Annotated in this window: 9 protein-coding genes; all 9 read right to left on the bottom strand. The window is 42.1% G+C overall.

Annotated features, from left to right (window positions below; all coding sequences use genetic code 11):
- Window positions 1-77 precede the first annotated feature (77 nt).
- The 9 genes from PL_RS14115 to miaB all read right to left on the bottom strand — a co-directional run bounded on the left by PL_RS14115 (window position 78) and on the right by miaB (window position 13,612).
- Window positions 78-1,106 carry a PorP/SprF family type IX secretion system membrane protein gene (locus tag PL_RS14115; RefSeq protein ID WP_041878210.1) on the bottom strand — a complete coding sequence of 343 codons (1,029 nt, stop codon included), beginning with the start codon at window positions 1,104-1,106 and terminating at the stop codon, window positions 78-80.
- Between the two features lie 7 nt (window positions 1,107-1,113).
- Complete coding sequence (locus PL_RS14110) at window positions 1,114-6,510, bottom strand: PKD domain-containing protein (RefSeq protein WP_041878209.1); 5,397 nt, start codon at window positions 6,508-6,510, stop codon at window positions 1,114-1,116.
- Between the two features lie 137 nt (window positions 6,511-6,647).
- Window positions 6,648-8,288, bottom strand: a complete 1,641-nt coding sequence (gene groL / locus PL_RS14105; RefSeq protein ID WP_041878208.1) for a chaperonin GroEL — start codon at window positions 8,286-8,288, stop codon at window positions 6,648-6,650.
- A gap of 53 nt (window positions 8,289-8,341) precedes the next feature.
- Window positions 8,342-8,635: a co-chaperone GroES gene (gene groES / locus PL_RS14100; RefSeq protein ID WP_041878207.1), complete on the bottom strand. Its 294-nt coding sequence runs from the start codon at window positions 8,633-8,635 to the stop codon at window positions 8,342-8,344.
- A 220-nt stretch (window positions 8,636-8,855) separates the two neighbouring features.
- Window positions 8,856-9,215, bottom strand: a complete 360-nt coding sequence (gene secG, locus PL_RS14095; RefSeq protein WP_041878206.1) for a preprotein translocase subunit SecG — start codon at window positions 9,213-9,215, stop codon at window positions 8,856-8,858.
- Between the two features lie 14 nt (window positions 9,216-9,229).
- Window positions 9,230-10,318, bottom strand: a complete 1,089-nt coding sequence (locus PL_RS14090; protein ID WP_041878205.1) for a hypothetical protein — start codon at window positions 10,316-10,318, stop codon at window positions 9,230-9,232.
- A gap of 52 nt (window positions 10,319-10,370) precedes the next feature.
- A complete protein-coding gene (locus PL_RS14085; protein WP_235324428.1) occupies window positions 10,371-10,898 on the bottom strand; it encodes an LptE family protein in 528 nt (175 codons plus the stop codon).
- A 2-nt stretch (window positions 10,899-10,900) separates the two neighbouring features.
- Entirely contained in the window at window positions 10,901-12,136 is a 1,236-nt protein-coding gene (locus PL_RS14080; RefSeq protein ID WP_041878204.1) for a sigma-54 interaction domain-containing protein, read from the bottom strand.
- A 42-nt stretch (window positions 12,137-12,178) separates the two neighbouring features.
- Window positions 12,179-13,612, bottom strand: a complete 1,434-nt coding sequence (gene miaB / locus PL_RS14075) for a tRNA (N6-isopentenyl adenosine(37)-C2)-methylthiotransferase MiaB (RefSeq protein WP_041878203.1) — start codon at window positions 13,610-13,612, stop codon at window positions 12,179-12,181.
- Between the last annotated feature and the right edge of the window lie 50 nt (window positions 13,613-13,662).

The following is a 13,662-nucleotide window of genomic DNA, read 5'->3' as shown; positions in this document are numbered from 1 at the left end:
GTTAAACCTGTCTGTGAGATTTAAACAGTTTTAAAGTTAAGGAAAGAATTTCAGATAGTTATGCAGGGAGCCGGGTTCTAATAAAAATCGTAACACCTTACCCCATTGAACTTATTATATCCCGCACTGTTAGGGAAATACTTCTGATAACCTACGCTGGCTTCGGTTGTGCCATTTGTATTGGTGTAATTGATTTTTGAAGTTGTAGCATCATGACTGATACCCAGTCTTAATTTCTCTCCGTTTTCCCGGCCGGTAAAAATATCAAAGATCAGGGAGACCACAATTGCATCCGGGCCGCCTTCACCTGCCGAACGGTACCAGAGACCAGAATTCAGTCCTTTGTGTTTAAACTGTAAACCTGCACTCATGGAGGATACGTTTTGCTGTCTGTAATAAACTACCGATGGAATCAGATAAGAAGCGATGTCTTCCCCGTAAATGAAATTCTGTGTTAAAGCGATCCGGTAGCTGGCATAACCCGTAATCCGGCGCGGAAGTTTTGCCTGTGCCCCACTAAAAGATTCATCAGGCTGGTTAATATGATGCATTGCTGTGCCGGCCATGAAATTTCCATAAACCAGGTTGATCCCGGCAGCAGGATCAAAGAAATACTTGCGGGCCTGTGCAGGAGGCTGGGCAGCACTGATACTGCCGGGAATATATCCCAGTCTGTTGTCTATCTGATCTGAAAAAACCAGTTTGTTCCAGTCAATCTGCCGGCTTGTAAAGCCAGCCTGTATGCCGAAAGATAAAACAAAATCATCAGTCCCGACACTGTAAGAGTAGCTTGCTGCTATATTGTTTTTTACCAGGAAGGCTGTGCCCTCAGAGCTGCGGTTGAACTGTATACCCACACCGCCACCAAAACGGGGAATATTCAGATCAGCAGAAGCGTTGATATAAGATAAAGTACCACTCAGTCCTGTCCATTGGTTCCGGTAAATCATATTCATCCGGAAATCCCCCTCAAACTGCCCGGTAAGAGAAGGGTTAAGATATAGCGGAGCATTAAAAAACTGAGAATAAATATGATCCTGAGCAGATGCAGCGATTGACCTGGTCAGTACGTATAGCAGAAAGACACATTTTAAGTACAGCTTCATTTTCCGGTTATCTGATCAAGTGAATAATTCCTGTTCTTTTGGGGGCTGAAGAATCGTAGGTCATCCCTTTCCATTCCGTACCATTGATGAGCTGGACGTCAATCTTCCAGAAATACACGTCCTGGGGGACGGGACTTCCATTGAAGATGCCATCCCAGCCATCTGCCGGCCGGCCTTCATCAAGTTTTGTTGTTTCCCAAAGCGACTGTCCCCATTTATTGAAGATGGACATCTTCCAGGTTTTTATACCAGATCCCTTGGCTTTGAAAACCCGGAGTTCAGGCGTTTCGCTTCCTGGTATAAACGAATTAGGGACAAACAGATAACCCGGAACACCAACAATGGTTACTTTTTTAAATGTAGTGGTAAAACATCCCTGCTGGTTGGTCACCCTTAGCGTAACCACATAAGTACCCGTATCAGGATAAGTATGAGAAGGATTTTTCAAAGCAGAAAGTTGTTTGTCGCCAAAATCCCACGACCATATGGTAGGATTTCCGGTACTCTCATCCTGAAATCTGAATGTGTAATCAGGGATGCTGATGAGGGTTGAAGGCAGGACGTTAAACGACGCAACGGGCGGTGGAACGATATGAATATATTCATTCATCACCAGCGTATTGGTGCAGCCCAGTGTATTGGTCGCTTTGAGGCTGACTGTGTAGAACTCCTGGCCGCTGCTGAATATATGTTTCGGTTCAAGTTCTCCGGAAGTGGTCCCGTCTCCAAAGTCCCAGAGATAACCGACCCCGCCAACGCTCGTATTTTTAAACTGAACCGGCAGTCCCGGACAGCCCAGAGTTACATCAGCTGTAAAGGATACAACGGGCTGTGGAAGCACTTTTACAGTTTCTGTGGTCGTTGTATCAGAACAGCCATTTGAAGCTGTTAAAGTAACCGTAAAGGTCCCGGAAGTATTAAAAGTATGGGTGACAACTTCTGGAGCAGACCGGGTCACCAGGGTACTGCCGTCCCCAAAATCATATTTGAAGCTGCTTGCTCCTTTGCTGTTATTATAGAAATTTACTTTAAGAGGAGCACAACCTTCCTTTTCACTTGCATTAACTACTAATTCCGGTAAAATGGTATTTGGTGATACACGAATGGTATAAAAGCTTTCTTCGCTGCCACATTCATTTTTTGCAAGCATCCTGACTATATAATCTTTTACAGCTCCGGTGACATAAGTATGCTCTACAGGTAATTTATCAGTCTTTGTCAGTAAAGTACCATCTCCGAAATCATAATAATAAGTATTGGTTCCGCCCGGCGAGGTATTGCTGAAAGTCACTTTCATTGGTGAGCAGCCAACCGTTTTATCCGGAGAGAACAACGAAACTGGTTTTGCCTTAACAAATACACTATTGACTACCGTAGTTTTTCCGCAGGCAGTTGTTGAAGTCAGAGAAACCATATAGGTTGTGTCTTTGCCCTGCGGATCAGGTGAAAAAGTGATTTGCCCGGGCATCACATCCGTGGTGGTAATACCATTGCCAAAGTCCCACTTGAATGTGGCGCTTGTTAAGGAAGTAGAGGTATTGATAAAAGTGACTTTCAAGGGGCCGCATCCCTCTTTGGCACTCTGTGTAAATGCCGGCACCACATTCTCTATCGTACTGAAAGTATGGCTGAATTCATCCTGTGTGCAGCCCAGACTGCTGCTTACAACCAGTTTAATGACTACAGTCGCATTACTGTTTTTCATGATATAACCAGGGAACCTGATACCCGTTCCGATCTGTACATTGTCAGCATACCAGGTATAGGTGTCATTACGGTCGGGATATGGTGTTGCTGTCAGATTCAACGTAAAAGGGATACAGCCATTGTCCGCAGTAAAAGTATATTCGGCTTTTGCATTTGGCTTAACCGTGATTTTAACCGCAGGACTTATATTTTGCAGTGCCCCGTTACAAGCCTGTGTGCTTACTTTACGTCTGTAATAAGTGGTTGCTGTTAATGTCTGCGGGCTATAATTGACAAATACAGCACCGCTGATCTCAGTCCAGTTTACATTATCAGGGCCAGACTCCCATTGATAATTGAAATGACCATCAGAACCAGTTGGTGCACTTCCTGTCAGCGGAGCAGGAATCAGACCGGTACATATAGTCTGTGCTGCTGCTATGGTATTGTTGTCAATAGGAGGTTGCGCAATAATACTGATCACATTACTTGTTTTTGGACATGGCCCGCTGCTGACTGTTCTTCTGAAGCTTAGAGTGCTTAACAATTGAAAATTCAGGTTTTGCTGGGTTTGACCGCTGATCAGACTCCATGTTGTTCCATTATCTGCACTGCTTTCCCAGCTATATGTATAGGTTCCATTCCCTCCGGCAGGCGTGTCACCTGTAATAGTAATATTTTGTCCGTAACAAACTTCCGTACTGCTGCTGGCAATCGTATTACTGATTACAGGGAAATTAGTGATTGTCACATCAGCAGAAGTGGGCGTACAGTTAGAAGGACCTTTGATTGTCCATCTCAGCACGTAGGTCTGTCCACCTGTTAATCCCGTAATTGTAGTCGTAGGATTCGACGCATCAGTAATAGTGGCAGTTCCTGAAACGAGAGACCATAAACCTGTTTCTCCGGCCTTTGGATTATTACCCGCCATTGTTGCTGCTAACTGGTTACAGAGTAGCTGGGCGGGGCCGGCATTGGCAGCAGTAATCGCCGGATCAATCTTTACCGTTACCGTTACAGCTGCACCCTGACATCCTGTGCCGGAAACCGGTGTAATCACATAAGTAACTGTTCCCTGTACAGCACCGCTGTTTGATAAGATGTCATCAATAGAAGTAACTGCTGCAGGCACTCCCTGATTCGTATTACCAGTAATTCCTGCAGTTGCTGTACTGGTCCAGGTATATTTGGTACCTGTTATCGTTGAAGACATGGTGATACCAGCATGTTCATTACCACAGATGGCAAACTGTGGCGCGGCAGGCGTGATTACCGGGATAGGGGTAATCGTTGCTGTAAAAGTATAGGGAACTCCATCACAGCTATTGCTTTGAGGAGTAATGGTATAAACTACCACAGCATTGGCCGTTGCATTGCTATTGGTGATCACGTCATTAATAGCACCGGTTCCCGCAGGTGTAAAACCACTAGCCATTCCGTCTGCATTTGCTGCCGTCCAGCTGAAAGTGCTGCCGGGTACACTGGATGCAGGTGTATGAAATGCCCGCTGACCAGAGCAGATATTTTGGGTGACATTGGTGCCTGTATTGTTAGGGTAGATCTGCACCGGTAAACTGGCTTCAACCTGGGCACATGGATCAGGGAGACCTGTTTTGACCCGCAGTATAATTGTCGCAGTTCCTGCAATGCGTTCAGCGGCTGTGGGGGTATAAGTTGTAATCAGATCTGACAGAGCAGAGAAAACGCCTCCGTTGCCTATCCATTCAAATTTAGTATTCGGATTATCATCAATTATTTTTCCCGTTAAGTTAATCGCTGCATTATAACAGACCGCGCTTGGTAAAGCAGTTATTTCCGGTTTAGGAGATTTAGAAAAGGTAATGTTTTGTGTTTTGGTAATCGTACCGCAGTTGTTGGTATGGGTTACTGTTACCGTATAAGTACCATAATCAGAAAAATTTATTGTTGGATATTTTGTAGACGGGCCATCCGGAGCAACAAAAGTATAATTGGTATTTCCGGTTACTGTCCAGTTGTAAGTTCCCGCTATTTCTTCTGCTGTCCCGCTCAGTGTAGTCTGGGTCGGTCCGGTTGCGGTGCCAAAAGTGTAATTTCCAATTGCGCAAAGAGTTTTGTCTGGCGAAAGAGATGCCTGCGGCTGTGTGTTGACTACGATTTTCTGTGATGCACTCGTCACAGAACAAGTTCCCGACTGGATAGTTAAAGTGACATTATATACACCAATCTGAGTGAACTTAAACTGAGGAGCCGGATTAGCAGGATCAAAAGTGATACTGGACAGCGGGACACCAGCCGGAGGGGTAATTACCCATTTGAAAACAGGCAGCGCCGCCGGACAGGTATTATCCAGTACAGAAGTATTGGCCGGAGTTAAAGTACCCGGGTTAAGACAGATCAGCGGATTACCCAGATCAAAGCTGGGTTTTGGAGGATCCTGTACACATACTTCCTGCTCCGCATCATCTGGCTGGCAGTTACCCGCGCTCCTGGCGGTAAGCCTGATCTTGTGTTTGCCTTTGGAAGTGAATACAATATCCGGGATAAATGAAAAAGGGACATCCGTAGCAACAGCTACGCCATTTGCATACCACGTATAAAAAATTTGATTATCGGTACAGCCAGAAGAAGTCGAATTTGGATTCTGTCCGGCAGTAGATTGGTTGGTTATCGCCAGATGATCACCAAGACAAGCTACAGCGGGAGCACTGAATCTGTTTATCGGTCTGGACACAACCCTTGCCGTTGTGGAAATTGGCGTGCCTATTGCCCCGCAATAAGGACTGTAGACACCCACATTAATTCCGAATGCATTATAGGTAGTTTGATTACCTGTTGTATAAGTGAATCCGCAGGATGATTTGGTAAAGGTATGCTGTACCTTATTGCTGTTTGAGATGATATCGCAGATTGTATATTCATTGGATGTTCCATCTCCCCAGTCTATTTTATACGTGTTCCCCGGGAAATTGGCTGAAATACCACTGGAACCATTAACAGTAACACCATATTCAAAAGAACCAATCGGGTAACAAACCGTATTGCTACTGGAAGTAGTAAACGCTGTCACTGCAAGATTGTTAATCAGAAAATAGGCATGTGTCCCAACCGTCCCGTCAGGTGCAGTTGCTTTAACAAAAACGGTATAGTGAGCCAGATTTGCTTTAAAAGTATTTACCGGAGTAGTAGCCGAATAAGTTAAGGTGACCGGAGTTCCCGGATTTAATTCATTGTTAACTGTGGCGGTTACCTGATTAGTGGAAGAAGTATTGGTGAAATTGAAATTTGTATTATCTGTGCTGTTACAAGAGCCAAAAGTCAGCGGATTGTTACTGATGGTAGAAGCTACGCTGCTAACACCTGCGGTAACCGCTGTGCCAGCTTTAATTTCGAAAGCGGCAGATAAATCAGAGCTCAACGCCGGGTTTGAAGATTTAACCCTTACTTTATAACCTGTGCCTGCCGTTATACCTGAAGGAATAACCCCATTGACAAAAGTAGAGTAGAATCCATTATACGTTCCGATGGAAACTTCGTTCCCTCCGGCGTCCACCAGGTACAGATTAAACGTATTACCAATCTTAATACAACTGTTTGTTCCAATAGTAAAAGTGGCGCTAATGGTTGACCCGGGCGTATAGGGGCCTGCATCCACCATTCCAATAGTAAGCTGGGCATTGGAATGAAAGGATATAATATTAAGGAAGAGAGCGAAAAAAACAGTTAGAATTTTCCTCATATTGTATCGGTATATCAATTTAGAAAATAGAATCTAATTTTCCAAACAACTGCCTTACAACGAGTTAAAATTTCTATAACATAAAAAACCTCCAGTTTTTAGACTGGAGGTTTTAATTAGTAATTAACAGAATTGACTTACATCATTCCGCCCATTCCGCCGCCACCCATAGGAGGCATAGCAGAACCTGCTGCATTATCTTCAGGATCATCAGCTAATACACACTCAGTTGTTAACAACATTGCTGCGATTGAAGCTGCGTTTTCTAAAGCTACACGACCAACTTTAGTTGGGTCGATAACACCAGCACTGATTAAGTTTTCATAAACATCAGTACGGGCATTGTAACCGAAATCACCTTTACCTTCTTTAACTTTTTGAACTACGATAGAACCTTCAATACCTGCATTCTGGCAGATTTGACGTAATGGCTCTTCGATAGCACGTTTAACGATTGCGATACCAGTAGTTTCGTCTTCGTTAGATCCTTTCATGCCTTCTAATGCTTCGATAGCACGGATGAAAGCAACACCACCACCAGCAACGATACCTTCTTCAACAGCCGCACGGGTTGCATGTAAAGCATCATCAACACGGTCTTTTTTCTCTTTCATCTCAACTTCAGAAGCTGCACCTACATAAAGAACTGCAACACCGCCAGCTAATTTAGCCAAACGCTCCTGTAATTTTTCTTTATCGTAATCAGAAGTAGTAGTTTCGATCTGAGCTTTGATCTGGTTAACGCGTGCTTTGATGTCTTCAGAAGAACCAGCACCGTTAATTATAGTAGTATTGTCTTTATCAACAACGATTTTTTCAGCAGTACCTAAATAAGTAAGGTCAGCGTTTTCTAATTTGTAACCTCTTTCTTCAGAAATTACAGTACCACCTGTTAAGATAGCAAGATCTTCTAACATTGCTTTTCTACGGTCGCCAAAACCTGGAGCTTTAACAGCAACAACTTTCAGAGAACCACGGATTTTGTTTACTACTAAAGTAGCTAAAGCTTCACCATCTAAATCTTCAGCGATGATTAATAATGGTTTGCCAGTCTGAACCTGTTTCTCTAAAATCGGCAGCAATTCTTTCATGTTGCTGATTTTTTTGTCATAGATTAAGATGTAAGCGTTTTCTAATTCCGCTTCCATTTTATCTGCGTTAGTTACAAAGTATGGAGATAAGTAACCACGGTCAAATTGCATACCTTCAACTGTTTTTACTTCAGTTTCAGTACCTTTTGCTTCTTCTACAGTGATTACACCATCTTTACCTACTTTACCCATTGCTTCAGCAATCAGCGCACCAATAACTTCGTCATTGTTAGCAGAGATAGACGCAACCTGTTTGATTTTGTTGTTATCTTCACCAACAGTTTGAGACTGAGCTTTTAAATTAGCTACAATTGCAGTAACCGCTTTATCGATACCACGTTTCAAATCCATTGGATTTGCACCAGCAGCAACGTTTTTAATACCCGCTGTAACGATTGCCTGAGCCAGTACAGTAGCAGTTGTTGTTCCGTCACCTGCGATATCTGCAGTTTTAGAAGCAACTTCTTTAACCATCTGAGCACCCATGTTTTCGATTGGGTCTTTTAATTCAATTTCTTTCGCAACAGTAACACCATCTTTAGTAATAGCTGGTGAACCGAATTTTTTATCAATAATTACATTACGTCCTTTTGGACCTAGAGTTACTTTTACTGCATTAGCCAAAGTGTCAACACCTTTTTTCAGGGCGTCACGGGCTTCTACGTTATATTTTACTTGCTTTGCCATTTTTAAACTATTTTTTTAATATTTGGTGAGATTTGCCAGAATTAAACCAGCAACTAAAGAACTGCGTAAAGATCAGTTTCACGCATAATAAGATACTCTTTACCTTCAAAGGTAATTTCAGTACCTCCGTATTTGCCATATAAAACTACATCACCAACTTTAACGCTCAATGGTACTAAGTTTCCTGTTAACTCGGCATATTTACCCGGGCCAACTGCAACTACTGTTCCTTGCTGAGGTTTTTCTTTAGCTGTATCCGGGATATAAATACCCGAAGCAGTTTTTTCTTCGGCAGGAGCAGCTTCAACAACTACTCTATCTGCAATGGGTTTAATGTTTAAAGCCATAACTTAATTATTGTTTTAATTTAAAGGTTAACGTATAAATTTTGTAATAACATTAAAGATACATCAGTTTTTATGCCAAGGGGCTATTGGTTGCCAAATTTACACAGGCTTGTCAGCTAATGGATTATTGCCTGTTTTTTTTTGTGTCAGACTGGCAGGGATAAACGAAAGAAGCCCGTCAGAAATATTTCTGACGGGCTTCCTGAAAATGTGTTTTAGCTTATTTTTTTGGAGCTTCCTGAGTTGCAGGAGTAGTAGTAGCAGGAGCTGGTTTTACGCCGCCGCCAATTGGTGAAGGTGTAGGTGTTTTATCCAATTGCTGCTGAATTTTTGAATCTCCGCCGCCTGTAGTTCCGGTTGAGCCGGTTTTACCAATAGCAGTAATTGCAAGAGAAACAACCACGATTAACGTTAAAAGTACCCAGGTGCCTTTTTCAAGTACATCACCGGTACGTTGTACGCCGAACATATTGCTGCCCGATCCGCCTGTTGCAAGACCACCGCCTTTAGGATTTTGTATTAAAACAAACAGACCTAATGCAACACAAATAATGATCAATAAAATAATTAAAAAAAGCATAGTATGTTAAATGGTTAAATTTTCTTTTCTATAGATTGGATAAGGTCGGCAAAGTAACGTCTTTTTTCTGGAAACTTCAAACTTAATTTTTCATAAGTATCTATAGCCTTGTCGTAAAGCATTTGCTCGATGTAAATATTGGCCAGTGTTTCAGATACAAGGTCGTTCTGATCCTCTGCACTTTTCTTCGCTTTGTTTTCATTATCGATCTGCTCTGCTTTGGGAGGCATAATCTGCGGATCATTTTTGATAAAGCTCTCTATAATTTCTGCATCCTTTGTTGCCGGCCTGTGCTGTTCTTCATTTTCCAGCAGGGTTTCATTTCCGGTCAGGTGACTTTGTATATGAAAAATATGCTCTACATATTGCTGCTGCAGTTCCTGAGAATTATTTGTTTTGGGTACAGCATAAGGCTGAAAGATACTCTGGTGTTCTTTGCGGGTTTTAGCCAGCCACCATAAAAAGGTGTAAGGTAAATTTTCATCATGATAATTACTTATCTGACTGTTTTCCACTTCGGCTGCTGCTGCAGATTCATGTTCTTCAATTACCGGAATTACCTGTTCAGGTTCTTTTTCCTGCTGTTCAATAACCTCAGTACTAAAGTTCTGTTCAAAGGCGAAGAAATCTGATGAGGCGATGCTTTCAAATACAAAATCATCTTCCAGAGAATTTTTACGCTCAGCAGTTTCCTCTGTATTTATAGTTTCGGCAGGATGTTCGGAATTTTTAAACGGGCGATAATTGGTATGATCAACTTCAGCAATTTCTTCATAAATCTCCTGCTGATCAAGTATCTCCTGTTCATTTTCTTCCCTTACCCCATTACAGCCATTGACAATCAGGAAATTTGCTGCTTTGTTTTCCTTTCTGAACAGGAAATGGTGTAATAAAGAGCCGTTGGTATAAAGAGAAGCCTGAGCAAGCTGATTGGTGTCTTTTGCGCGCTGCAGATCAGCTTTGGCCAATAGCAGATGCAAAGGTTGATAATAAGGGTACATCTGCAACAAATCACTCAACATAGCCGAATGCTGCGGAGAAGCCTTTTGAGGGTCCGCTATTAATTCAGCAAGTTGTTGTTGTATGTTTTTATCCAGCTTCACGAGACTAAGTTAACGATTGAAATTCATTTTTATGAACGGTATGACTGTTTCTTTACCACTGTGCAAAAGCCCTGTTGAATATATCTTCAGTAAGCTGTGCATTGATGTCCTTATTTAATTGATTCTGAACAGATTCCAGGCTCTGAGAACCCATGTTGAAATCCTTGAATCTTTCAAAAGATTCCTCGAAACTCTGTTTAGGACTCAGATTATTCGTGTATTTTACGCTGATTCTGATGGTCAGCCTGTTTCCACCCGCACTCGGTGCATTATTATTTTGCAGTGCGATAGGTTTAATATCATAACCAGTAATTCTGCCTTCAAAAATTGCATCCGCGTTACTTTGCGTAACAGCAAGACGTGTCTGGTTCCTGATGCGCAGTTTTAATGCCTCGGTAAAATCAGCACTTAATGTTGGAATAACCAATGGCGCATTATTTTCGAAATAAGCTACCGTTACAGTTTTCATCTCTGCAGGAATAGATGCGCCGTTTAATTTTACAGAACATGAATTCAATAAAGTAAGTGCAGGAAGCAATAACAGCAAACAGATTTTTTTCATCGGTGTATATGGTGTCATAACTAATTTAAGTTGAGTTCCTTGATTTTTCTGTATAACGTACGTTCTGAGATTCCCAGTTCCTGAGCCGCGAACTTACGTTTGCCTTTATGTTTTTTAAGGGCCTTTTTGATTAAATCAGATTCTTTGTCAATCAGGGATAATGACTCTTCCACTTCTTCCGCATCATGGGTGTAGTTATAATCTACAGGTGTACTTTGAGGAGACTTTTTGATCATGAAAGTGGACTCCGTATTACCGGTCTGATCTACTTCCTGATAAAGCTGATTGATATAATGCGGATTCTCTTCCATGATATGCGAAGTATTTCCGCCGCTCTGAATAATTTCAGCAACCAGTTTTTTTAGATCCATCATGTCCTTTTTCATATCAAAAAGAACCTTGTAAAGAATATCCCGTTCAGAAAAATCCTCTTTATTGTTACCATTGTTCAATGCTACAGGCAGATTGCTGCCGCCTTCATTGGGAATATAGCTTAATAAGGCATTGGCTGTTACGTTACGGTCTTTCTCTAATACACAGATCTGTTCAGCGATATTTTTCAGCTGTCTTACGTTGCCGGGCCAGCTGTAATTACTCAGCATTTGTATGGCATCCGGTTCCAGGTGGATACCCGGGCTGCGGTATTTGTCGCTGAAATCAGCAGAGAATTTTCTGAATAACAGGAAAATATCCTCTTTACGTTCATGCAGCGCAGGAATACGCAAAGGCACGGTATTTAAACGGTAATATAAATCCTCACGGAATTTGCCGGATTTAACCCTGTTGTAAACATCCACGTTGGTGGCTGCAATAATACGAACATCTGTTTTCTGTACTTTTGAAGAACCTACCCGCAGGTATTCTCCGCTTTCCAGTATCCTTAATAAACGGGCCTGAGTACCCAGAGGTAATTCAGCAACCTCATCCAGAAAGATTGTTCCTCCGTTAGCGACTTCAAAATAGCCTTTACGTGCTTCATGTGCACCAGTAAAAGACCCTTTCTCATGTCCGAATAATTCTGAGTCAATTGTACCTTCAGGAATTGCTCCGCAGTTTACGGCAATAAAGGCACCGTGTTTACGGGTGCTCATCTGGTGTATAATGTGCGAAAACACTTCTTTTCCGCTACCACTTTCACCAGTAATCAATACTGACATATCCGTTGGTGCTACCTGTCTGGCAATATCAATAGCACGGTTTAAAAGTGGAGAACCACCAATAATTCCGAATCGGTTTTTAATATCTTGTACGTCCAAAATAATTTTATATTTAAAGTCTCACCAGGATGTATTTCTTTTCTAATCTGTAATTCTGCCCAGTAATGTTGCAGATGTACAACGCTCAATAATGACGTTTACATATTGTCCGGGCATAACATTTTCTACTGCCGGGAATACGATCATGGCATTCTGGTCATTTCTGCCGCAAAGATCTTTGTCAGATTTTTTGGAGAAACCTTCTACCAGGATTCTAACCGTTTTTCCTACAGACTTTTGCAGTCTGTAATGAGAAGTAGACTGTTGCTTTAACAGGATTTCCTGCAGGCGTCGTTTTTTTACTTCCTCAGGAATATCATCCTCGAGTTTTCTCGCTGCCATGGTTCCCGGTCTTTCAGAATAACTGAAACAGAAAGCAAAATCATAACCCACATAATCCATCATACTCAATGTTTCCTGATGTTCTTCTTCAGTCTCTGTACAGAAACCTGCGATGATATCTGTAGAAATTGCACAATCCGGAATAATATTTCTGATTGCATCAATCCTGTTAATATACCATTCACGGGTATAGGTACGATTCATCAGTTCCAGTATCCTGCTATTTCCCGATTGTACAGGCAAGTGGATATTGTTACAGATGTTATCATGCTTTTTAATCGTATATAATACTTCGTCAGTGATATCTTTAGGATGAGAAGTTGAGAAACGAACACGCAGTTCCGGGCTGATCAATGCTACTTTTTCCAGTAACTGGGCAAAGTTGACCATAATTTCTGCTCCGTCTTCCGCTTCTTCTTTACCTTTCCATTTGTAAGAGTCCACATTCTGTCCAAGCAGTGTAACTTCTTTGTAACCGCGGTCATATAGATCCTGTGCTTCTGCCAGAATAGAATGCGGGTCACGGCTGCGTTCGCGTCCTCTGGTAAAAGGAACCACGCAGAAAGAGCACATATTATCACAACCACGCATAATGGAAATGAAAGCAGTAATCCCATTTCCGTTTAAGCGGACCGGGCTGATATCTGCATAAGTCTCTTCTCTTGATAACAGTACATTGATCGCTTTCTGACCTTCGCCCACCTGTTCTAACAACTGAGGCAGATCACGATAGGCATCAGGGCCAACAACCACGTCTACCAGCTTCTCTTCTTCCAGGAATTTGGATTTTAAACGTTCTGCCATGCAGCCCAGTACGCCGACAATCAGTTTTGGGTTTTTACGTTTTTCTATACCGAACTGCGATAATCTGTTACGTACACGCTGTTCGGCATTCTCTCTGATGGAGCAGGTATTGATGAAAATTGCATCTGCTTCCTGATAGTTGCCTGTCGTCTCATAACCCTGATCCAGCAGGATAGACGCAACAATTTCACTATCAGCAAAGTTCATCTGACAACCATAACTTTCAATATATAGCTTTCTCGCATTAAGCAGTTTCGGGGCCTCAACAATCAGGGCTTCACCCTGGCGGGCTTCATCATGAGTTTTGTCTGTTAGCTGTAAATCGATCATAAAAGAGTAACATTCGTAAGAGGACAAAAATACTAAATTTAATTTGTAAA

It is taken from the genome of Pedobacter lusitanus (assembly GCF_040026395.1).
GTDB lineage: Bacteria > Bacteroidota > Bacteroidia > Sphingobacteriales > Sphingobacteriaceae > Pedobacter > Pedobacter lusitanus.
This window is presented reverse-complemented; position numbering and strand designations above follow the sequence as displayed.

Excerpts from the sequence above, each read along its gene's own strand:
- groL (WP_041878208.1), bottom strand. The coding sequence starts at position 8,288 with ATGGCAAAGCAAGTAAAATATAACGTAGAAGCCCGTGACGCCCTGAAA.
- PL_RS14115 (WP_041878210.1), bottom strand. The coding sequence starts at position 1,106 with ATGAAGCTGTACTTAAAATGTGTCTTTCTGCTATACGTACTGACCAGG.
- miaB (WP_041878203.1), bottom strand. The coding sequence starts at position 13,612 with ATGATCGATTTACAGCTAACAGACAAAACTCATGATGAAGCCCGCCAG.
- groES (WP_041878207.1), bottom strand. The coding sequence starts at position 8,635 with ATGGCTTTAAACATTAAACCCATTGCAGATAGAGTAGTTGTTGAAGCT.
- secG (WP_041878206.1), bottom strand. The coding sequence starts at position 9,215 with ATGCTTTTTTTAATTATTTTATTGATCATTATTTGTGTTGCATTAGGT.
- PL_RS14085 (WP_235324428.1), bottom strand. The coding sequence starts at position 10,898 with ATGACACCATATACACCGATGAAAAAAATCTGTTTGCTGTTATTGCTT.
- PL_RS14110 (WP_041878209.1), bottom strand. The coding sequence starts at position 6,510 with ATGAGGAAAATTCTAACTGTTTTTTTCGCTCTCTTCCTTAATATTATA.